Annotated in this window: 15 protein-coding genes; 9 read left to right on the top strand and 6 right to left on the bottom strand. The window is 69.7% G+C overall.

Features of this window, described 5'->3' with window-relative positions; all coding sequences use genetic code 11:
• Together AB0J39_RS17585 and AB0J39_RS17580 are read left to right on the top strand one after the other, a co-directional pair.
• A partial coding sequence (locus AB0J39_RS17585; protein WP_363465598.1) for a DUF4012 domain-containing protein occupies window positions 1–1,396 on the top strand: 1,396 nt, incomplete at its 5' end.
• A gap of 86 nt (window positions 1,397–1,482) precedes the next feature.
• The gene (locus AB0J39_RS17580; RefSeq protein ID WP_363465595.1) at window positions 1,483–2,109 is read left to right on the top strand and encodes a hypothetical protein; all 627 of its coding nucleotides are present in this window, start codon (window positions 1,483–1,485) and stop codon (window positions 2,107–2,109) included.
• Here AB0J39_RS17580 and AB0J39_RS17575 read toward each other — a convergent pair.
• The 5 genes from AB0J39_RS17575 to AB0J39_RS17555 all read right to left on the bottom strand — a co-directional run bounded on the left by AB0J39_RS17575 (window position 2,096) and on the right by AB0J39_RS17555 (window position 7,692).
• A complete protein-coding gene (locus tag AB0J39_RS17575; RefSeq protein ID WP_363465593.1) occupies window positions 2,096–3,475 on the bottom strand; it encodes a polysaccharide biosynthesis tyrosine autokinase in 1,380 nt (459 codons plus the stop codon). The genes AB0J39_RS17580 and AB0J39_RS17575 overlap by 14 nt on opposite strands.
• A gap of 5 nt (window positions 3,476–3,480) precedes the next feature.
• Window positions 3,481–4,509 (bottom strand): MraY family glycosyltransferase, encoded by a 1,029-nt coding sequence (locus AB0J39_RS17570; protein WP_363465591.1) that lies wholly within the window; start codon window positions 4,507–4,509, stop codon window positions 3,481–3,483.
• A complete protein-coding gene (locus tag AB0J39_RS17565) occupies window positions 4,506–5,498 on the bottom strand; it encodes a GDP-mannose 4,6-dehydratase (protein WP_363465588.1) in 993 nt (330 codons plus the stop codon). The genes AB0J39_RS17570 and AB0J39_RS17565 overlap by 4 nt, the downstream gene beginning before the upstream one ends.
• Window positions 5,499–5,593: 95 nt before the next feature.
• The gene (locus AB0J39_RS17560) at window positions 5,594–6,550 is read right to left on the bottom strand and encodes an NAD-dependent epimerase/dehydratase family protein (protein WP_363465585.1); all 957 of its coding nucleotides are present in this window, start codon (window positions 6,548–6,550) and stop codon (window positions 5,594–5,596) included.
• Complete coding sequence (locus tag AB0J39_RS17555) at window positions 6,547–7,692, bottom strand: glycosyltransferase (protein ID WP_363465583.1); 1,146 nt, start codon at window positions 7,690–7,692, stop codon at window positions 6,547–6,549. The genes AB0J39_RS17560 and AB0J39_RS17555 overlap by 4 nt, the downstream gene beginning before the upstream one ends.
• A 299-nt stretch (window positions 7,693–7,991) precedes the next feature.
• On the opposite strand from AB0J39_RS17555, the gene AB0J39_RS17550 reads away from it, so the two are divergent.
• The 6 genes from AB0J39_RS17550 (at window position 7,992) to AB0J39_RS17525 (ending at window position 16,580) form a co-directional block, all read left to right on the top strand.
• Entirely contained in the window at window positions 7,992–10,292 is a 2,301-nt protein-coding gene (locus tag AB0J39_RS17550; protein WP_363465581.1) for a hypothetical protein, read from the top strand.
• A gap of 237 nt (window positions 10,293–10,529) precedes the next feature.
• Entirely contained in the window at window positions 10,530–11,642 is a 1,113-nt protein-coding gene (locus tag AB0J39_RS17545; protein WP_363465578.1) for a glycosyltransferase, read from the top strand.
• Window positions 11,643–11,648: 6 nt separating this feature from the next.
• Window positions 11,649–12,908: a hypothetical protein gene (locus AB0J39_RS17540; protein WP_363465575.1), complete on the top strand. Its 1,260-nt coding sequence runs from the start codon at window positions 11,649–11,651 to the stop codon at window positions 12,906–12,908.
• A gap of 11 nt (window positions 12,909–12,919) precedes the next feature.
• Entirely contained in the window at window positions 12,920–14,056 is a 1,137-nt protein-coding gene (locus tag AB0J39_RS17535) for a glycosyltransferase (RefSeq protein WP_363465572.1), read from the top strand.
• A gap of 38 nt (window positions 14,057–14,094) precedes the next feature.
• The gene (locus tag AB0J39_RS17530; protein WP_363465569.1) at window positions 14,095–15,390 is read left to right on the top strand and encodes a polysaccharide biosynthesis C-terminal domain-containing protein; all 1,296 of its coding nucleotides are present in this window, start codon (window positions 14,095–14,097) and stop codon (window positions 15,388–15,390) included.
• Window positions 15,391–15,449: 59 nt separating this feature from the next.
• Window positions 15,450–16,580: a glycosyltransferase family 4 protein gene (locus tag AB0J39_RS17525; RefSeq protein WP_363465566.1), complete on the top strand. Its 1,131-nt coding sequence runs from the start codon at window positions 15,450–15,452 to the stop codon at window positions 16,578–16,580.
• Here AB0J39_RS17525 and AB0J39_RS17520 read toward each other — a convergent pair.
• Window positions 16,577–19,873 carry a DUF4082 domain-containing protein gene (locus AB0J39_RS17520; protein ID WP_363465564.1) on the bottom strand — a complete coding sequence of 1,099 codons (3,297 nt, stop codon included), beginning with the start codon at window positions 19,871–19,873 and terminating at the stop codon, window positions 16,577–16,579. The two genes, AB0J39_RS17525 and AB0J39_RS17520, sit on opposite strands and share 4 nt — an antisense overlap.
• Before the next feature lie 888 nt (window positions 19,874–20,761).
• Between AB0J39_RS17520 and AB0J39_RS17515 the strand changes: the two genes are divergently transcribed.
• On the top strand, window positions 20,762–22,630 hold the full coding sequence (locus tag AB0J39_RS17515) for a DUF4082 domain-containing protein (RefSeq protein ID WP_363465562.1): 1,869 nt from the start codon (window positions 20,762–20,764) through the stop codon (window positions 22,628–22,630).
• Window positions 22,631–22,665: the final 35 nt, after the last annotated feature.

Genomic DNA, 22,665 nt, shown 5'->3' with positions numbered 1-22,665 from the left:
GCTGTCCCCGAGCGCGCAGTCGCCGGGGGACCTGCGGCGCGCGCTGGCCGCCCTCGACGCGATGGCGCCCGTGCTGCGCGACGGTGTCGTCCGCGTGGAGTCGGCGAGGTCACGCGTCGCGCGCACGCCGGCGTCGACGGGGCTGGCCGCCCTGGACGGCGCGCGTGACACCGTGCTCCGCGAGACGGTCCGGCTCAGGGGCCTGCTGAGCCGGGGAGCGGACGCCGCGGCCCTCCTGCCGCCCATGCTCGGCCGCGGCGGCCCCCGCCGCTACTTCCTGGCGTTCGAGACCAACGCCGAGGCTCGCGGCACCGGCGGCCTCGTCGGCGCGTTCGGCATCCTGAAGGCCGACGGCGGCAGGGTGTCGGTGACGCGGCTGTCGGCCAACACCGGCATGGCGGCGAGCGCGAAGCCCGTCGCCGACCACGGCCAGGGGTTCGCCTCGCGGTACGGGCGGGGCGCGACCACCACGCTGTCGGTGTCCAACCTGTCCCCGCACTTTCCCTACGCGGCGGCCACCTGGACCGGCTTGTGGCGCCGCCAGACCGGCCAGGAGCTCGACGGGGCCATCGCGACCGACCCGGTCGGCCTGTCCTACATCCTGGGCGCGATCGGGCCGGTGAGACTTCCCGGAGGCGAGACGGTGACGGCCGGCAACGTCGTCGACCTCACCGAACGGGCGGCCTATGCCCGCTATCCCGATCCTGCCGAGCGCAAGAAATACCTGATCAGGATCGCCGGCGCGGTCAGCGAGGCGCTGACCGGATCGCTGCGTGAGCCCGCGCGGCTGCTGCCCGCCTTCTCACGCGTGGTGAGCGAGCACCGGCTCCGCGTCTGGAGCCGCGACGAGGACGAGCAGCGCCGCCTGGCGGCCACCCCCCTCGGCGGGGTGCTGCCCGAGCGGCGGGGGCCGTACGCCGGGCTCGTGGTCAACAACTCGGCCGGCACCAAGCTCGACTACTACCTGGACCGCTCGCTCACCTACGAGCTCGGGCCGTGCCGCCCCGACGGGCAGCGCGCCTCCCGGGTGCGGATCCGGCTGACCAACGACGCGCCGCGCGGGCCGCTGCCGACATACGTGACCGACCGGCTCGACGACCCGGAGCACCCGCACGCCGCCGGGTCCAACCTGCTCTGGGTGTCGCTGTACGCGGCGGTCGGCGCGAAGGCCACGGCGGTGCGGCTCGACGGGCGGCCCATCTCCTACTACGCGGAGACCGAGCGGTCCCATCCCGTCTACTCCAAGGTCCTGGAGTTCGCGCCCGGTCAGTCGAGGACGCTGGAGATCGACCTGCTCGAACCGTACTCGGCGGCGGCCCCGGTGGTGCCCTCACAGCCGCTCGTCCGCCCGCAGCGGACGAGGGTGACGGCCGACAGCAGGGGCTGCTCCTCCTGACGAGCCCCCGGGGGGCACCGACAGGAACCGTAAAACCCGGCGTGCCGCGAACGGCGGCGCGCCGGGAGCGGCCTAACGTCCCGCCCATGGAACGTACGTACGCGGGGGAGACCGCGGCGCGGGAGACGGACGCGGACATCAGGCCGGAGGACGCGGAGACCTTCCGCGTCCTGTTCGTGTGCACGGGGAACATCTGCAGGTCGGCCATGGCCGAACGGCTCGCCCTGGCCGCGCTCGGACCGGATTCGCCGATCCGCGTGGGCAGCGCGGGGACCCGCGCCAGGGCGGGGCTGCCGATGGCCGAACGGGCACGGACGGTGCTCCTGCGGCTCGGCGGGGACCCGGCGGGTTTCGCGTCACGTCCGCTCACCGCCGAGGCGGTGGCCGGCGCCGATCTCGTGCTGGCGGCCTCGTCCGAGCACCGCGCCGCGGCGGTGGCCCTGCGTCCGCGCGCGGCGCCGCTGTCCTTCACCATGGCCGAGTTCGGCGCGCTGGCCGAGGCCGTGCCGGCCGAGAACCTCCTGCGCCATCGGCACCCCGTACGGCGGGCGCGGGCGCTGCTGGAGGAGGCCCACGCGCTGCGAGGGCTGGTCCGGGTGGACCAGCCCGACATCGCCGACCCCTACGGGCGTTCCCGCAGGGCCTACCGGGAGGCGGCCCGCCGCATCTCGGCCGCGCTCGCCGTCCCGCTCGCGCTGCTCACACGGGGCTAGGCGTGGTGTCACGCGCCGGGTCCTGCTCCACCGGCTCGTAGGCGTACCCGTAGCCGTAATAGTCGCCCTGCTTAGCCGGCGCGAAGTTCAGGACGGCACCGACGAGACGGGCGTTGATCGACGACAGTAGCTCCCCAGCGCGTGCCACCTGCTCGCGCCGGGTTTTGCCATGCCGGACGACGAGCAGCGTGCCGTCGCAGTTCGCTCCGAGCGCCGCGGCGTCGGTGACGGGCAGCAACGGCGGCGCATCGATGATCACCATGTCGTACTCGTCAGTGAGCTGAGCGAGCACCGCACGCATGTTCTGTGAGCCGAGCAGTTCGCTGGGGTTGGGTGGGACGCGCCCGCTCGGCAGCACCGCCAGGCCGGGCCGCCCCCACCTCTGGATGACCTCGGCCAGGCACGCCTTATCGATGAGGACATCGGTGAGACCGGTGCCGCCTTCGAGGCCGAGATAGCCCGCGACGCTGGGACGGCGCAGGTCGCCGTCGACCAGGATCACGCGCCAACCTGCCTGAGCCATCGCGATCGCCAGGTTGGCCGAGGTGCACGACTTGCCTTCATCGGGCAGGCAACTAGTGACCACGAGCGACTTCGGCTGCCGGTCAACCCCGATGAACTGCAGATTGGTCCGCAGCGATCGGAACGACTCCGAGCGAGACGAGCGGTCTTTGCCAATGATCAACGGGTTCCGGCGCGCGTCCCGCTCGTAGGCGATAACGCCGAGGATTGAGGTCTTGGCAACCCGCTGCAGCACGTCGGCCGTCTTGACGGTCGTGTCCAGTCGGTCGCGCAGCACGAGCCCGCCGATTGCCGTCAACAGCGCGAGGAGCATGCCGAGCGCCATGTTGACCACCGGCCGGGGCGCGACGGGATCCTCCGGGACCTCCGCCTTGTCCACGAGAGTGACCCGGACCGTCGGAGGACTTTTGGGCGTGGGTCGCTCAATCTGGTCGATCATCGCGGCGAACGCGGCCCCCAGGGCGTCGGCCCGCGTGGCGGCCCCCACGGGATCGGAGTCGGCGACGGTGGCCCGCAGCAGGGAGGTGTTGGGGATGGCGTCGGCCGTGATGTCGGCCTGGAGGTCTCCCACATCCCTCCCGCCGGAGATCTTGCCGATTACCTGGCGGCTGGTCAGCAGTGCGGCGTAGGACTGCACCCGCTGCTGCGACAGTGTCTCCGCCTGCAGGGCGGTGGAGAGGCTGCCCTCCTTGTCGTTAGCGGAGACCAGCATGCTGATCGTCGCGACGTACCTCGGCGGAGTGTTGGCGGTTACCACCAAGGCGGCTCCCAGGCCGACGACCGGCGAGAGCAACAAAAGCCACCAGTACCTGCGCATCAGTCGCGCGTAATAGAGCAATTCCACGGCAGTTACCGCCTCACAAGGATCGAGGTCTTCGAACGGATCGACGGATACACCCGGACACGCTGCGGCAGGACGATGGCGGCGATGGCGGCGGCGGCCGCGACCGTCGCCGCCGCAGTCGGCGGAATCCACCCCAGCGTCATCGCGAGGTGGAGCGCGCCGGCGGCGGCCGCGAGAGCGGCGAGCATCAGGGCCGTGAGCCTCTTGCCGAGGCCGAGCCTGTCCAGGCGATGAGACAGATGATCGGACCCGCCCTGCAGCAGAGGGCGGCCCGCCCTGCGCCGGGACAGCAGGACGACGCCCGTATCGACGGTAGCGACGAAGGTCGGCAGGAGCAGGCCGGCGACGGTCGTGACCGCGCCCGTCCCGGTGACCAGCAGGGCGGTCGAGGAGGCGAGGACGAATCCGATGAACAAGGAGCCGGCGTCCCCCATGAAGATCCTCGCAGGCGCCCAGTTGTGCAGGAGGAAACCTAGGGAGGCGGCGGACAGGGCCGCCAGGACCAGTCCGAGAGCCGGCCACCCGTAAACGAAGGACTCCGCAGCCAGGAGAGCCGCGCTGGCCGTGGTGATGCCGCCGAGGGCGCCGTCCATGTTGTCGAGCAGGTTGAAAGAGTTGGTGACCACGACAATCCACAGCACGGTGATCGGAAGGTCCAACCAGCTTCCGGTGAGGGGTGCCACGACCCCGCTCACCACGACCACCCCGGCCGCCAGCGCCTGTACGGCCAGCCGGGTCGGCGGAGGGAGCGGTATGAGATCGTCGATTAGGCCGAGCAGGGTCATCGCTGCGGCGCCGACGAGGATGCCGGCCAGCGGCAGGCAGGCTGGACCGGCGAGCGCGAGCGGCGGCACGAGAGTGCCGAGCGCTATACCCACCCCGCCCAGATACGGAGTGGGCCGCTGGTGTGACTTGTGCCCTCCCGGTTTGTCGAACAGCCGCCAGCGCAATGCGAGACGCCGTAGCACGGCCGTCGCGATCGCAGACAGGGCGAACGCGATGCTCATGGCCGCCAGGGCGATGACGCCGTTCACCGGTCCGGTGCCGCAAGTTCGGCGCGGGCCTCGGCGATGGTCTCCAGCAGGATGTCGTCGAGGGTGAGTTTGGGCGCCCATCCGGTCAGCTCGCGGAGCTTCGTGGTGTCCGGCACCCGCCGCGTCATGTCCTCGAAGCCCCTCCCGTACACCTCCACGTGGGGGACCAGGTCGACCCCGGAAGTGCTCCCACTCAGCTCCGTGATCAGCTTGGCGAGTTCGAGAATGCTCACCTCGTCGCTAGAGCCCACGTTGAAGGTCTGACCTATCGAGGCGTCATGGTCGAGCAGGCGGACCAAAGCCTCGACGACGTCCCGCACATGGGCGAAGCAGCGGGTCTGCGTGCCGTCACCGTGAATGGTGAGCGGGACGCCGGTGAGCGCCTGCCGGACGAGCCGCGGGATGACCATGCCGTAGGCCGGACTCTGCCGAGGGCCCACCGTGTTGAACAGGCGGACGACGATCGTCGGCAGCCCGCGCTCCCGGTGGTAGGCATTAGCCAGGATCTCGTCCACGGCCTTGGCCGTGCTGTACGCCCAGCGGACGATCTCCGGGCTGCCCAGGACGCGGTCGGCGCTCTCCGGCAGGCGCCCGGCGGAGTTCTTGCCGTAGATCTCGCTGGTGCTGGTCACGAGAATCTTGCGCCGGTATCGGTGGGCGGCCCCAATCACGATCTCTGAGCCCCGGATGTTGGTGGTGAGGGATCGCAATGGTCGCTCGATGATCAGCTTGACGCCCACGGCGGCCGCGAGATGGACCACCACATCGCATTCGTGGACCAACTCGTCGACCACGAGCTCGTCCAGGACCGAGCCCTGGACCACGCGCAGCCGCTCGTTGTCCTCATGACGCGCGAGGTTCGCCGCACGACCGGTCGACATGTTGTCCAAGACGACCACGGAGTCCCCGCGCGCGAGCAGCGCGTCGGTCAGATGTGACCCGACGAAGCCGCTTCCGCCTGTGATCAGATATGTGTTCCCGCTTGACATGGTCAACGACTTCTCTCAGCAGTGGCGGTTGATAGGAGCACTGGTTCAGTGCATGCAGAACAGGGGGTGGGGCCGGGCGAATGGCGCCCAGCTCCTCAGTGGGTGGTCGCGCCTTGGGTCTTCTCAAACCACGTCACGGTGAGGCGCAGGCCCTCGTCGAGCGGCACCGGCCGCACACTGGGGAACCGCCGCAGCAGCAATTGGGAGGAGGCCTGTGATTCGCGGATGTCGCCCGCGCGGGCGGAAAGGAACTCCGCCTCGACCGGCCGACCGAGGACTGTCTCCAAAGCGTTCTTGAGATGCAGCAGGGACACCCGCGTGCCGAAGGCGAGGTTCAGCGGCGTCGTGCTCGTGACGCGACGGACGGCCGCGTCGGCAAGGACGCGCGCCACCGTCCCAACATAGGTGAAGTCCCGGACCTGCTCCCCGTCGCCGTATATGGTCACCGCGCGGCCCTTCAGCGCTGCGCTGACGAACGCGGGGATGACCGCCGCGTACGCGTGGCCGGCCGGTTGTAGCGGCCCGTACACGTTGAAGAAGCGGAACGGCAGGATCGGCAGGCCGTAGCTTCCCGCGTAGGCCAGGGCGTAGGCCTCGGTGGCGAGCTTGCTGGCGCCGTACGGGCTGAGCGGCCGGGTGGGTAGGTCCTCGTGTTTGTGCGGCTCTGGACAGTCTCCGTACACCGACGACGAGGACGCGAGGATGACGTGGGGCATGCGCCCGGGCCCGGCTCGTCGGCACGCCTCCAGGACGAACAGTGTGCCCGTCGCGTTCACGGCGTGGGAGGTGACGGGGTCCTTCACGGAGCGGGGCACCGAGGGCCGCGCGGCCAGGTGGATCACGTGCGTCGCGCCGTCGGCGAGCTCTGCCAGCACCTCCCGGTCCAGGATGCTGCCCCGCACCAGGTTGATCCCGACGTCGGCGACGTTCGCGGCGTCCCCGCTGCTGAGGTCGTCGAGGACGGTGACGCTCTCGACCTCGGGCAGGGTAACGAGCAAGCGGCAGAGGTTGGCGCCGATGAACCCGGCGCCGCCCGTGACGAGGACCCTCATGCGGCCCTCCGCTCAGTGAGCCGGGACACCGCGCACAACGAGCGGTAGAGGGCCTCGGTGTCGCTCGTCAGTCGCTCGACCGCGAAGGAGTGCGTCGTCCAGCGGCGCGCCGACTCGCCCATTCGCCGCGCAAGCGCGGGGTCGGACAGCAACTGGAAGGCGCACGCAGCGAGCTCGGCCGCGTCTGGGGCGGCGAGCAGGCCGGTCACCTCGTCCCGTACCACCTCTGGCACGCTGCCGACCCTGGTGGCGACGACGGGTGTTCCGGCCATGCCGGCCTCGATGAGGCTCAACGGGGTCCCTTCGTTGTCAGATGTCAGCACGACCACGTCGGCAGCGGCGTAGACGGTCTCGACATCGTCGCGCCAGCCCAGCATTCGGAAGTCGCCCGGCAGTCCTGCGGCGCCCCGCTTCACCTCCTCCTCGAATTCGCCGCCACCGCAGACCACGAACAGGCAGCTGGGCAGGCGCCGGAGCAGATCCGCGGCTACGGCGAGGAACCGGTCGGGCCGCTTCACCCGAGTGAGCCGGCCGACGAAGGCGACGACGGGCGCGTCCCGTGGCAGGCCCAGGGCGGCGCGGGCAGCGTCGCGGCCTGGGATCGGACGCGGGCTCACCCCGGGCGGGATCACGACGTACTGCTCCGGACGGCCGATCCCGGCGGCGAGCAGATCGTCGCGTACGGTAGCCCCCACGGTGACCAGACGGTCGGACATGGCGGCGAGGCGCCTCTCCGTCCAGACATATAGGCGGCGGCGGACGGGCGAGAAGTAACCGTGCAGGAGGTGGCCGTGAAATACGTGCACACGGGCCGCGCCGATACGGGCGACGCGCGCGGCTGTCCGGCCGAGCGCACCGGCCTTGGCCGTATGCGTATGCACGATGTGCGGGCGGAACGCCCGCATCTCACGGGCTAGCCGCATCAGGGCCAGGTAGTCGTCCGCCGGCCGGACCGAGCGGCCGAGCCCGGGGACGCGATGAATCCGCGCGTCGCTTTCCGACAGCCGCAACTGGTCGCCCTCGGCGTCTTCGACGTGCCCTGTGTAGAGGCGATGGTCGAACTCCTGGGAGTTCACCCGGTCACGCAGCCCCAGAATGAGTTTCGCTGGCCCGCCGACGTTCATCCGCGCGATGATTTCCATAACGCGAATGCGGCCGTCCGGCCCAGCTACGGGCTCCTCGGTGATAGACCTGTTCACGTCGGAGAAGCTAGCTCGCCATTTGAGCTTTCCGGCGCCACCGTCGCGGTGGCGACGAAGCCTTTTCACATTTCCTACCGACCCATGATCCAGGGCTGCCACGCGAGCCGGGTGCGCTCCGACGAGACTGTAAAGGAATGGCAGCGATCGCATTCTGGCCTCTGCAAAGGAGTGGCAAGGACTCCGCAGAGTGCCTGCGCCGGACCCCGGCCGGGCCGCCTGCGGTCGCGAGGCTTGCACTCATGGCCCAGACGTCGCCCACCAGGCCGCCGAGGACGGGACCGGTTCCCCGCGCACCGTACGGCCCCATCGCCCGCCGTCCTGGTCGCCTGCACGCGTGGCTGCCCGCGATGTCCGTGGCCGCGTTTACCGCGGCCGTCCTGCTGTTCTATGGGGTCTCCGTCCGAGACCTGCTCTTCTTCTGCGCCTACATGGTCGTCTGCGTGGCGCTGCCGGGCACCCTGCTGGTGCGCGTCCTGTATCGTGGCCGTCGCACGCAGGCCGAGGAGATCGCCCTCGGCGTTGCTCTCGGCTACATCGCCGAGGTGCTCGCCTACATCGCCGCCCGCGCTGCCGGCGCCCCGATGCTCGTGTTGTTGTGGCCGGCCGTCGCGTACATGGCTTTCGCTGTCCTGCGGCGGCGGGCGAGCGGCGCGGCCGCGCTCCGGACGCCGGCAGCGCTGTGGTGGTCGTGGTCGCTGGCGCTCGTCGTTGCTGGCCTGGTCGCCTGGAGCGCGCTCGCCTTCTTCCGGGAGACCGCCCTCACCTGGCCGCAGATGGCGGCCGCCAATGTGGACCTGCCGTTCCATCTGGCTCTCATCGGCGAACTGAAGCACCACATGCCCCCCACTGTGCCCCTCGTGGCGGGCGAGCCGCTGCTTTACCACTGGTTCGTGTACGCGCACTATGCGGCCGCGAGTTGGACGACCGGCATCGAGCCGCTGGTGCTGCTGTTCCGGCTCGGCATGCTGCCCATGCTGGCCGCGTTCGCCGTCCTGCTGGCCATGGTCGCCCGCCGCGTCATACGGTCCCAAGTGGGAGCACTGGCCGCAGTCGCCTGCACGTTCTTCATGGCGTCGCCAAACCTGTTCTTGGGTTCGAACACCGGCGTGTTCACGTGGAGGGCCCAATCGTGGACGAGCCCGTCCCAGACGTTCGGCGCGCTACTGCTAGTCCCTGTCGTCCTGCTGGTGACGGAGCTGCTAGAGCGCCGCACGGCCGGCGCGGCACGCGGGCACTGGTTCCTGCTAGGGGTCTTCCTCGTCGGGGTCATGGGCGCCAAGGCCACCCAACTCCCGCTGCTCGCGGCGGGCCTGACGGCGGCTGGGACGGCCGAGCTGGCCAAGCGGCGCAGGCTCTCCCCAGCACTACTTGGCGCCGTGGGAATGACCGCAGCATGCCTCCTGTACGCGCAGTCCGTGCTGTTCGGCGGAGCCCGCAACGGCATCATCGTGGACCCGCTCTCGCTTATGCGCTTCACCTGGAGCCGGTGGACCGGGCAGGACGAGGCGTTGGCCACAGCCGCCTCGCTGTCCGGGATCACCGGGCTGTATCTGGTGTGCTGGGCGACCATCTGGTTCGGCGTGTTCGGGCTTGTGAGCCGCAAGCGGTCCCTCACCCGGCCGGGGGTGCTCCTCATGCTCGGCATGGGTACGTCGGGCCTCGGGGCGGTGTTGGTACTCGGGCACAGCCAGATGAGCCAGATTTACTTCCTCGCGGGAGGTTACCCGTACCTCATGATCGTCGCGGTCCACGGGTGGTCGGTCGTACGCCGATCGGCCCGGCTGCCGTACCGGGCGGTCGCGGTTGCCGTCGGGACCGGGGTGCTGATCGCGCTCGTGGCGCGGGCTCTGTGTGGCATACAGCTTCCACTGGCGGCGGGCGTGCCGGAGACGCTCGTCTACCTGCCGTACGCCGTGGTGGCGGTAGCCGTGGCCGTCATCGCCGTCGTCCTGGCGGCGACGGGATGGAGCCGCCTGCGCCGGTGGGCCTTCATGGCCTTCGTGATCGGCGCTCTCGGCCTCCCCTCCGCCTGGGTTGTACGGGTGCTTCCGTCCGCGGGCGGCGTCGGCGGGGATGCCGGGGACAGCGGGCCGGTCCCGGCCGTGGCGGTCCCCGCAGGGGCGCTGGACGCAGCGCGATGGTTGCGCGCGCACTCGGACCCGGACGACCTGATTGCGACTGACGCCCACTGCCGGTGGGGATTCGAGAGCCCCTGCGACAACCGCCACATGTGGCTGGCCGCACTGACCGAGCGGCGAGTGTTGATCGAGGGCTGGACGTACACCCCGTCGAACAACGCGCGCTGGCGTCCCGGCCTGGAGGCGAAGCACATCCCATTCTGGGACGAAGAGCGGATCCGGCTGAACGATGCGGCGTTCCGGGACCCCAGCTATCAGGCGATTCGGCTGCTGCGCGCTCGGTACGGCGTGCGGTGGCTCGTGCACGAGCACCGCCCTGGGCTGTCCGCCGGCTCCGACGCGGGCGCGGCCCAGCCGGTGTACCGCTCGGGCGACTACACCATCTACCGTATCGGCGGTTGAAGTTCCGTAGACGGCGCGGAATATTCCGGAGGAGTCGAATGAGGCTCGTATGCCGAGCCGTTTCCCAAAATATTCCGGTGGCGTTTCCGGGGTTACGTGAAGCGTACGAATATTATTTCGCCATGAATATCCGCATGGTCGCGAGAAATGCTGTCCGCCTCTCATTTCCTCCCGTGTCGGTGCGGGAATTGTGCGGGTAGCGCCCTGATGGAGAGCTCTTTTCGGGAGTCGGACGCGATGTGCGATGTGCATATATGTGAAGTGATAAAAACGCTCGACGTCGGAGGCGCAGAAGTGCTCCTCGTGGAGCGCCTGCTTGCCGCGGTCCAAATACCTGACCGTCAGGGCATCCGCTACACGGTGGTGTGCCTCAGCACGTCCACCGAGGAACTGACCGAACGGCTGCGGTCGGCGGGGATCGAGGTAGTCAACCTTTCCTCCTGTCCCCGGCCGTTGCGCCTGGCTCGCCTATTGGGGGAGGTTCGCCGTCTGCGGCCCGACGTCATCAATCTGCACTCACCGCTGCCCGCGGCGCTGCTGCGGCCGGCGTCCCGGTTGTGGCGCCCCCGCCCGGTCCTTATCTCGACCGTCCACACCGTGCAGTACCGACTCGTGACGACGGCGCTGGATCGCGCGACGGCCTGGCTGGACACCCGTACGGTGGCGGTCTCGCCGCAGGTCGCCCGCGCGCGCACGAGCAGACACGGGCGCGGACTGGTCACCTGCGTCCACGGCGTCCGCGTGGCCGACCAGCGCCGGCACGCCGAACGGGCCGCGAGTATCAGGCGGGAGTGGTCGGTCCCGGACGACGCCTTCCTGATCGTGCACGTCGCCAACTTCCGTCCGATGAAGAACCACCGGTTGCTCGTCGATGCCGCGGCCAAGGTCCTAGCGTCCGAGCCGCGCGCGATGTTCCTGCTCGCCGGGTCCGGACCGCTGCGCGACGCGACCGCGTCACACGTGGCCGAACTCGGGCTTGAACGGGTGCGCCTCGTCGGGCACGTGTCGGATGCGGGCAGGCTGATCGCCGCCGCCGACCTGCTCGCTCTGAGTTCCACTTACGAGGGCCTGCCGGTCGTCGTGATGGAGGCACTGGCAGCGGGGGTGCCGGTGGTGTCCACCGACGTCGGCGGAGTGCCCGACCTGGTCGAAACAGGGAGGAACGGCATGCTCACCCTGCCCGGCAGCGCGGACTCCCTGGCCGAGGGCATCCTGAGGGCGATGCAGCCGGAGACGCTGGCACGCCTGCGGGCCGGCGCCCGGGACAGCGCCGGGCGACTGGACATCGCAGTCGCCGCAGAGTGGTTCAACACCCTATATGGCGAGGTCTGCGCCGGGAACATCAGGTGATTCCGCGTGGAATACATCGTCGTCATCACCGCCGCGGCGCTGCTCGTCGTCATGGTGCACGCGGCTCTGGACGCTCGCGCGGCGCGGCGCGCGCTGCCCGTGCTGGCCGTGGCGTTCGCCACCCGGCTGGTCGTGCACGTCCTCGTTATACGGTCCGGCCCGCTGGATTACGGCGGCGACCAGCTCGGCTACGAGTTGCGGGCGCTCGCCATCGTCGACCTGTGGCGGCGCGAAGGGCTGCACTTCGTCGACGCCGCGGAGCTTCCCCTGGTTGAGCATGTGGGTGTGCCCTGCAACGTCTTCGCGTTCGTGATGTACCTGTGCGGGGGACGGGCCCCGCTGGCCTGTACCGCGGTCGTGGCGCTGGTCGCCTGCGGGCTGTGCGTGGTCATCTACCGGTTCGCGCGGATCGTGGGCGCGGACGAGCGGGCGGCATTCCGGCTGCTCGTCATCATGGCGTTCCTGCCGGGGTTCGTGCTGCATACCTCCGACATGTTCAAGGACGGTTTCAACGCGTTCCTCGTGGTGGCCTGCCTCGGGATCGCGGCCTCGAACATGCAGCGCTTTGGCATGCGCAAGGTGATCACGCTGGTGCCACTGCTGTGGGCACTGTGGAACGTCCGCCCCTACATGGTGTTCATGTGCGCGCTGCCGCTGCTCGTCGGCGTCCTCCGGATCAAGCGCGCCCTGTCGCCGCGAGGCTTGGTCGTTTCGGGCGTCCTGCTGGTGACGGCTCTGGTGCTGCTGCAGGGCGTGGACCAGGGCGGGCCGCTCACGGCCGTGCAGGACCAGCTCGACCACGGGCAGTCGGAGTACGTCCGGTTGGCGAACGCGGAGGGCGGGTCCGGTGTGGTCTTCGACGACGGCGGGAACGCGTGGAACGCCCTGATACCCAAACTGGTCTACACGCTGCTGTCGCCGTTCCCATGGATGGGCGGCAGTCTGGCGCTGCAACTCGGAAAGGTGGACACCCTCCTGTGGTACTGGCTCCTGTACCACGCCTTCCAGGGGGCGTGCCGGCTTTGGAACCACGACCGCAGGCTCCTGCTGATTCTCCTGCTGTTCGTCGTCCCCGGCTCCATCGCCTACGCGACGACCATGGCGAACATCGGTCTCATCTTCCGGCAGCGCATGCCGATCGTCATGATCACGAGCCTGCTCTCGGCGCTCGCCTGGACAAGGACGCCGCCGAAGGGCGGGCCTCAGCGAGAGCCAGCCGTGTCCGGCGCCGCCGATCCTCCCCGTCCGCTCATACACAGAACGTGAGGTGCTCGATGGTGGCTGGAGACCAAGGCAAGGTCAGGCGGGTCGTGCTCCTCACGGGGCAACTCGGCATCGGCGGGGCCGAACGGCAACTGTCCCTCCTCGCGGGGAGGCTGCGGGATAGAGGAGTCGACGTCCACGTGTTCGTCATGTCCAGGGGCGGCCCGCACGAGGAGGACCTGCGCGCGGCCGGGATCGACGTGCACTTCCTTGGTTTCGGCCGCGGATTGTCGGGGATCGCGCCGCCGATCCGGAACCTGCGGGCGTTCGCCCGTCTGGTCGGGCTGCTGCGGGACCTGCGCCCGCAGGTCCTGCACGGCTTCCTCTGGGAGAGCTACCTGCTGGGGGCTCCCGCGGCCCGGCTGGCGGCGGTTCCCGTGGTCGTGACCGCCCGGCGCACCCAGGGCTACCTGCGGCCGAAAAAACTCTGGACCTCCGCCGCCGAGCGGATCGTGAACAGGATGACTGACCATGTAGTCGCCAACGCCATGGCGATCGCCAGGGGCACCCACGAGGTCGAGGGCGTTCCGGACCACAAACTCAGCGTCATCTACAACGGGCTCGCGCCCTCGGCCTTCGACCACGCCGCGCCCGAACCCGTCGCCACCGAACTGCCCGTGGTCGTGTGCGTGGCGCGCCTCAGCGCCAACAAGGGGCACCGGTTCCTCGTCGAAGCCGCCGCGCTGCTCGCCCGGCGGGGCCGGCCGTGCACCTTCCTGCTCGCCGGGGACGGACCGGAACGTGAGCGGCTGGAACGGCAGGTGGACGTAGCGGGAGTGGACGTGCGCTTCCTGGGCTTCCGCCGGGACACCGCCGGCCTGCTGGCCCGCGCGGACGTGGTGGTCCTGCCATCGACGGCGGAAGGCCTGAGCAACGCGGTCATGGAGGCGATGGCGGCGGGCCGGCCGGTCGTGGCGACCTCGGTCGGGGGCATGCCGGAACTCCTGGAGCGGCGTGGCGTCCTCGTGCCGCCCTCGTCGCCCCGGGCACTCGCCGACGGCATCGCCCGGTTGCTCGATGATCCCGCGCTCGCCGCCACGCTGGGCGCGGCCGCGCGCGCCTGGGCGCGGCAGAACCTCGACCTCGAGGCAGTAACCGACGAGCACATCGACCTGTACCACCGGCTCCTCCAGGCCCGATGCGTGGAGTAGCGGGCCGGGCACGGGGCCGGAGGACCGGCCGGGCGGACATGACCGGGGGCGCCGAGGGCCTCCTGCCCACGATGGTCAGCCAGGCCGTCCCGCTGGTCCTGGCCGCGGTGGCGGGGGTCTTCCTCGCCCGCTGCCTGCATCCCGAGGGACGCGGTGTGTACGCGACGGTGACCACGACCGCGGGCATCGCGATCGTGCTGGGGCACCTGTCCGTCGGCAGGTCGCAGATCGCGCTGTGGCCGGTGCTGGACCGGCACCGGTCTCTGGTGGCCAACGCCGCGATCCTCGGTCTGCTCCTCGGACTGGCGTCCGCCGCGCTCACGTTCGGCGCCGTGACCGCACTGGATCTGTCGCCCGCCCCGGCCCTCATGGCGACGGCGCTCCTCGCCGTGCCGTTCGGCGTCGCCGCGTTCAATCTCAAGGGGGTCGCGCTGCTGCAGGGCAGGGTCGGCCTGGCCAACCGGTCCGTCGTGACGGCCGCCGTGGTGCTGTACGTCCCGGTTCTGTGCCTGGCCGTGACGGGGACGCTCACCCTGCCCGCCGTGGTCGCGTGCTGGACCGTCTCCACCGTCCTGCCCTTCGCCCTGTTCGTACGGCCGCTGGGCCTGCCCACGAGAGGCGAGGCGGCGCTCGCCCGCAGACAACTGGCCATGTCCGGGCGCTACCACCCGGGGACGGTGGCGTTCCACCTCCTGCTCACCCTCGACGTGCTGCTGCTCGCCGCTCTCGTGACCCCTGCCGAGACGGGCCTGTACACGGTGGCCACCTCGTGGCTGTCGCTGTCGAGGGTTCCCACCGACGCGCTGGCCCAGATCACGCTCTCCCACCAGGCCGTCAGGGACGAGTGTGACGCCCGGAGCGCCACGGCGCGTGCGATCCGGATCAACCTCATGCTCTCGTCGGTCGCGGTCGGCGCGCTGGCGTGCGCCTCGCCGCTGCTGGTCCCGCTCCTGTACGGCTCCGCCTTCTCGGCGAGCCTCGCGCCCCTGCTCGCCCTCGTGCCGGGCACGGTCGCGTGGTCGTTGCTGCGTCCGGCGGAGCAGTATCTGGTGCGGCTGGGCCGACCGATGACGATGACCGCCCTGGCCGTCGGCGCTCTCGCCGCCAACCTCGGGCTCAACGGAGTGCTGATGCCCCTGTGGGGAGCCGTCGGCGCCGCCGTCGCCTCCACCACCTGCTACAGCGCGATGGCGGTGGCCGAGGTCGGGTGGTTCGCCCGGGTGGCCGGGCTGCCCGCGGTCGATCTGCTGCCCCGCTTCCGGGACCTCCGGTGGGTGCTCTCCGAGCTGCGCCCTTGCGGCCGAGCGGGCGATTCGGTGGTCGCGGACCGCTGAGCGCGGCGCCGGCCCTTCTACCCCGAACTCATGTATCGAGATTGCCAAGGAAGGTCGACATGCGAATTCTCCACATCGGATATCGGCTGCCGCCCGAGCCCGGGGGCAAGGAACGCCACATCGAGTGCCTCACCAGGGAGGAACTCGCGCTCGGGCACGAGGCGCTGATCGCGAGACGGCACGGCGACGTTCCTCCAGGAGCGGTTGAGGTCGCCCTGTCCCGGACCCTCGCCTCCCGGACCGTCGCCCGCAGGTCCGATCCCGTGGCCTTCGCCCTGGAGTGCGCACGCGCGCTGCCGCGCATGGGGCGGCTGGACGTCGTCAACGTGCACGGCGATCACCGGGAGGCGCTCGCGATCGGCCCGGTGGCCAGGCGGCTGGGAATCCCGTTGGTGCTGACTGTGCACGGGGCCCTGAACACGCGCCACCGGCAGGTTCTGCGGTGGGCGTTCCGCCGTATCGAGGGGTTCCTCGCTCTGGGCGTGCGGCCGGCGGCAGATCTGCGGGCGGTGGGAGTGCCCGCATCGGCGATCCGCACGCTGTCCAGCGGGCTCGACCTGCCTCGCCTGGACGCGATCCGGGCCCGGACCGCCGTGGAAGAGGGGCTGATCGTCAGCGTGGGCTCCCTTGTGCCAGTCAAGAACCACGCGCTGACGATCGAGGCCTTTCACCGGCTGCGTGCCGGTCGTCCGGGGCTGCGGCTCGTCATCGCGGGGGAGGGGCCCGAGCGGCCCGCTCTCGAACGGCTCGCCCAGGCCGGTCCGGGAGTTGAGCTCGCCGGGCACCTGCCTCGCGAGGAGGTCACCTCGCTGGTGAGCCGGGCACAGGTCTTCGTGCTGGCCTCACGGCGGCTCCCCGCCATCGGGGAGGGCGTGCCCACGGCGGCTCTGGAAGCCCTTGCCCTCGGCACCGCGGCCGTCCTTTCCTCCGACGCGACCCTGGATCCGGTGGTCGCCGACTCCGCCGCCTACCGTGTCTTCCGCAGCGGGTCGGCCGGTGATCTCGAGGACCAGTTGGGGGCCGTTCTCGACGACGACGTGCTTCGCGCCCGGATGGCCGGGCACGGACGGCGGGCGGTCGCGGACCTCGGCTGGCCGCACGTGGCCGCCCGCATCGTCGACTGGTACGAGCGGGTCCGCTGCCCTGTCGTCGTCGGCAGGGCAGCGGCGCACCAGGCCGTTGGCCGTTAGCTGGCTCGGCCGCGTCGGATCCCGCTCGGGGCGTGCGAGGGAACCTGCGGCCCGCCCGTAGGGCGGCGCCGCAGCGCCGGGGGCGGGGCGGATCTGAGGTAGGGCAGTCGCTCCAGCATAGGGGCCGCTTCGCCGCCCCGCTGCAGCCTCGTGGGTGGTCGACCAGCGTCCCTTCGTAGTGTCCGGCGGGCGGCGGCCTGGAGCGGGTCCGGGTCGAACAGCACGTCGACCCAATAGTTGGTGGACTGGTACGTCTTGTTTGGGAATGCGTTGACCGAGCTGTAGACGTAGACCCCGTTGCCTCCGTCCGTGCCGTCGGCCAGGGCGGTGAGCGGGCCGCGCGTGTAGGCGTTGACGAAGTAGAACCGGTTCACCGAGTAAAACCCCGAGGTGGTGAGGTAGGAGGCGACGTACGTGGTGTCGGCGGTAATCGAGATCGGCGTGGCGAAGGTCGCCTGCTGCCAGCCGCTCGCGGTCTCGTCGGTGAACGTCACACTGGCCAGCAGCTGGCCCGTGCCGGTCCAAAGGCTGCCGACATGGGGCCCGGTGTTCTGGGGGCCTTTGTAGAACCTGATCCCCTTGATCTTGCCTGAGCGGGAGGCCCGGAACTTGACGCCGACGACGACCGGCTTGGTGTCAGGATGAGACGGGATCGCCGGTGTGGTGCTCTCGTCCCACAACGTGGTCGCCGCGGCGAAGACCACATCAACCCAGTAGTTGGTGCTCTGGTAGGAGCTGGTCGGGAACGTACTCGCCGAGTTGTAGGTGTACAGGCCGTTGCCTCCGCCGGAACCGTCTGCCGGAGCCGTTATGAGCCCGTTCGAGTACTGAGAGGTGAAGTAGGACCTGGTCACTGAGTAGAACCCGGACGTGTGGTAGGACGCGACGTAGTCGACGCCGGCGGTCACGGGCACGGGTGTCGAGAAGTTCACCTGCTGCCAGCCGCTCGCGGTTTCGCCGGTAAAGGTGGCCTGCGCGAGCAGCTGGCCGGTGCGGGTCCAGAGGCTGCCGATGTGAGTTCCGGTGTTCAGTGGCCCTTTGTAAAACCTGATGCCGGACACGTAACCGGGCGAGGTGGTGCGGAACCGCACGCCGACCTCGACCGACTTGGTGTCAGCCTTGTTGGCCTCCGCGGGCGTGGTGGCGGGCGACCAGATCGAGCAGGGGCATCCCGCGTTGACGCTCAGCGTCCTGGAGGCCGGGGTGCTCTGGAGATTGCCAATGTCGTCGACGGCACGCGACATGACAGTGACCGTCTCCGATGTGCCCGTCGTCCAGCGGTACTGCCAAGTGGTCCTGCCTGTCGCTCGGTGCCACGTCGTGCCGCCGTCGACCGAGACCTCGACCCCCGCGACGACGCCGCCGCCGGTGTCCGCAGCTGTGCCGCTGACCGTCACGGTCGTCCCGCCGGGCACCGAGGCGCCGCTGTTGGGGGTCAGGATGGCCGAGGTCGGGGGAGCGGTGTCCGTCGACTGGGTCGCCGGGACCAGGCCGGCCTCCAGGGTCACCGGCTGCGCCCCCATATCGGCAAGCAGGTTGACCGTCGCCTGCTTCATACGGATGTCCGTCGGGGTGCCCGGGCGGTCGTGGACGGCGTCCAGCCCCCAGGCCCACTGGGTGGTTCCCGCGCCGAAGACGAGCGAGCCGCTCGGACGGCGGTAGAGGGTCAGGTTGTGCACGGCGGTTCCTGCCCCGTACGTGCTGCCGTAGTCGAGCAGGAACTTGCCGGTGGTGAAGACGGCCGTCTCGGAGAGCAGCACCAGCCCCGCCGGGGCTACGCTGTTGTCCGGGGCCTCGTCCCACTCGTAACCCAGCGTGCCCGTGGGGAAGACCGCGACCTGACCAGGCTGAAGGTTCGCGACCGAGGTGTTGCGCCACAGACGCATGGGTGCGTACGCCGCCGGGACGGTCAGTGAGTCCGCGGACTTGCCGTTGATGCGGAAGAGCGTGCCGGTCATCGCGTTCTCCGGTCGGCCGCCGTCGGAAGGCGGGGAGAAACGGGGGTCGCGCCACGTCCCGGTCCACTGAGTGTTGGGGTCGATCTTCCTGTTCGCGAGGGTCTCCTTATAGCAGACGAGTGTCCGGAACTGCGTCCCGGAGCCGTCGATGCTGTTCTCCCACCTCGTTTTCCAGAAGGACTCGTTGCCGGAGAAGAAGGTGAGGTCAACGCCGGTGTCCCTCGCGGCGAGCACGTTGTCACGCATCTCGTTCGACCAGTACTCGTCGTGGCCGGACGAGACGAAGATCTTGTGACCGAGCAGTTCGGCCCCGCGGGAGGCGGTGTCCACGTTGCTGGTATAGGCGACGTCGTACGCGTTTGCCTCAAGCCATCTGATCATGGGGTATTCGGAGTCGAAGAAGTAGGTCTCCGGCCGGGCCGCCCGCAGGACCATGGGGCGGTTATAGCTAACCTTGAAGGCGCGGCCCACGGGACTCCCCTCGTACAGGCTGTTGCCGCCGTAGGTGTTATACGCCTGCCAGGTCGCGTCGGAGGTTTGCAGGAGGATGTCAGAGTCTCGTGCGTCGTTGCGGACGACGAAGATGTACTGGCTGGCGCCGCTGGTGCCGTCGGTCCTGACGAAGTTTGCGAGGTAGACGCCGGAGACGGCGTCGGCGGGTACGGCCCAGGACGCGGAGACGCTCCAGTTTCCGCAGTCCACCAATCCGGTCGCGGGATCGCCGAGGCAGGAGGGCTGCGGCTGCGGCAGGGGCACGGACGGGTTGACGGTGGCGATCTTCCGTGCCCCCAGGCCCTGGTAGTAGCCGACCCTGTAGATGTCGATCCGATACGCGCTGACGGTCGGGGCCGACACTTTGAAGCGTTGGGTCTCCCCGGCGTTGACGCTCATCTGGGTGGTGAACCCGTTGATGGCGGTGCTTCCCGACCCCGGGACGTCCCATTCGGACGGCGGGCTGCCCGGCAGGCTGTTCTCCAGGCAGATGACGGAGGTGGGAGGACAGGCGGCGCGCAGGGCCCGGGCGCCGCGCCCCCTCCGGCCGTGACCGGCTGCGGGCGTTTCCCGTTGACCGGGTTCGGGATCGGGCGCGACAGCCACCCCGGATGCAGACGGCCGCGGGGTGCCGCTCGCCAGGGAGACCGGGGCGGGTTCGGTGACGCTGCCGACGGACGCTTCGGAGGAGGTGCCGGGCGGCATACCGGGAGAGGCTTCGGGGAAGGCCCTCGGGGGAATTCCGGAGGAGGCCGAGGCGACGGGGCCGGACGGGTTTCCGGCGAGGGGTTCGGCGACAGGGCCGGGCGTGCCGTCGGCCGGGTCCCACACGAAGGTCTCCACGACCTCCCCGCCTCCCGAACCGGCGTCATCAGACGCGGGTGGCGCCCACGCGGCCATGAGAAGTACGGCCGCGACCGTGCAGACGGCGCCGAGAGTCCGCGCGGTGGCGGTCCTCCGTTTCCGGCCGTCGCCGGCCGCGTTCCTTTCGCCTCGCATGTTCACCCCTAATCGGCACAGCGGAACGCCATGAACTCGGGGGGAGGCCAGCGAAGGATAGCGAGCGCCGACTCTGGCACGGCGTCACCGTGGAAACAGCGTGTTCCCTGCAATGCGGACCTGCTTCTCTTTTCTTCCTGTCCGTATATTTAGGCATCTGGTGGACTTTGTCCGTGATATCTGTCAGTCGCGACAGTAAAGGAAAAGATGGGGATGGAAATCATGAAACACCATGAGTAGTATTCGTATCGAACGGGCCTCCACGTAGATCATTTCCGCCCGCGTATAGATCATCGGCACAGGCGCGGCAATAAGCGGCCTCACCCGTTCATTCTCGCGCCATCTTTTTCGTGACGACTCTCACCCGGTGTCCCGCGCCCTACCCGGCCTGCGGCGCGCCCTGTCGGTCGCCCGGCAGGAAAATATGAGAGCCGATTCGCAGACGAGTTTCACTACATGCGCATGGCACCCTGACGTAAAACCCGTGCATTCGCACCAGGACGCAAGGTAGGTCTGGAAATGAATCGCTCAGCCGCCGAGAAACGCGGGCGGGAGCCCGCCGCAGGGGACCGGCCACCGGGACGCCGCCGCAGGCGATGGGACGCCGGGCGTCGCCGCCGTCTCACAGCCGTCATCGTTGCCGCGCTCACCGCCGGCACGCTCGTGGCAGCGCCAGGACAAGCCGTCGCCGTCGCGCTGCCACCCCTGGGGGACGCCGCTTCCTACGGAGTGGTGGCCTCGGTGTCGGTGACAAACGCGAACAACACCGCGGTCACCGGCAACCTCGGAGTGAGCCCCGGCACTTCGGTCAGCGGCTTCCCGCCCGGCACCGTCAGCGGGTCCGTGCACGCGGGCGACGCCGCTGCGGCGGACGCCAAGGCTGACGCGGTCGCGGTGCGCGACGCCATCGCCGCGATGCCTTCCAACGGTACGCGGGGGCCCGAGCTCGGTGGCACGACCGTGACGCCCGGCGTCTACGACGCGGCGGGCGGCGCTCTCTCGCTCGACGGAACCGTCACGTTCGACGCCCAGGGCGACCCCGACGCGATCTTCGTGCTCCGGGCGTCCTCCCTGACCGTCGCGAGGGTCGGCAATGTCGACCGGGTTGACGGAGCCCAGGAGGACAACATCTACTGGCAACTCACCGGGACCGCGTCACTCGGGGTCTTCGCCACCTTCCGAGGGAACGTCCTTGCTACCGGCAACATCTCGGTGAGCTCCGGCGCTTTTGTGTACGGCCGGCTATTCTCCCTCGGCGGCACGATCGCCATTCAGGGCACCTCGGGGATTCCCGCCACGCGGATCACCGTGCCGAACGACCCGCCCACCACAACGTCCCTGACCTCCTCGCGAAACCCGTCCACCGTCGGGGACGCGGTCACCTTCACCGCAACCGTCCAGCCGCAGTCGGGTTCGCTGGTCCCCGCCGGCGACGTGGTCTTCAAGGACGGCGACACGATCATCGGTAGGGACCGGCACGGCGCCGGGCATCCCGCCAGGTTCACGACGTCGAGTCTCTCGCCGGGGCAGCACCCCATCACGGCCGTCTACCTCGGTGGCGACACGTTCGACAACGAGGCTCTCATCCACTTCGCCCCCAGCACGTCGCCGACGCTCGTGCAGGACGTGTCGAGCGCCACCCTGTGGAGCGACAGCGTCGTTCCCGCCGTCGTCTCACAGAACGATCCGAATGCCATCACGCTCGGGCTCAAGTTCCGCTCCAGCCAGGATGGCCTCGTCACCGGCATCCGGTTCTATAAAGGCCCGCAGAACACCGGCACCCACGTCGGAAGTTTATGGACGACCGGCGGCCAGAGACTCGCGAGTGTCACTTTCAGCGGTGAGACCGCATCCGGCTGGCAGGTGATGGCATTCCCGTCTCCGGTTGCCGTGTCCTCCGGCACGACCTATGTCGCGTCGTACCACACGACATCGGGGTACTACTCGGTCGACCGGGACTACTTCACATCGGCGTACGAGAACACCCCGTTGACGGCCCTCGCCAGCGGTCCGTCGGGCGGCAACGGCGTGTACGCTTACGGTTCCGCCGAGACCTTCCCCACCGACGTGTACCGCGCCTCGAACTACTGGGTTGATCTGACGTTCACACCGGCCCAGACCCTCTGGGACAGTGCGACGATCCCCGCCACGGTTTCCCGGAATGACCCGAACCCGGTCGTGCTCGGCGTGAAGTTTCAGTCGGAGCAGGATGGAACCGTCACCGGCATTCGTTTCTACAAGGGCCCGCAGAACACCGGCACCCACCGGGGAAGTTTGTGGACGGCCGACGGCAACCACCTCGCGAGCGTGACCTTTACCGGCGAGACTGCCTCCGGGTGGCAGCAGGCGCAGTTCGCCACGCCCGTGCTCATCACCGCGAACACGACCTACGTGGCGTCGTACCACACGACGTCGGGGCGCTACGCGGTAAACCGGGACTACTTCACCACCCAGCGCGTGAACGGCCCGCTCGTCGCGCTCTCCGACGCCGTGGCGGGCGGCAACGGGGTGTACACCTACAGCATCGGTGACGTCTTCCCCACCAATTCCCACCACGCCTCGAACTACTGGGTCGAACCCGTGGTCCAGTACGAGGACTGACCGTTTGTCCCCGGGCCGCGTCCGGCCCGGGGACG

Source organism: Microbispora sp. NPDC049633, assembly GCF_040675265.1.
In the GTDB taxonomy this organism is placed as follows: Bacteria; Actinomycetota; Actinomycetes; order Streptosporangiales; family Streptosporangiaceae; genus Microbispora; species Microbispora maris.
This window is presented reverse-complemented; position numbering and strand designations above follow the sequence as displayed.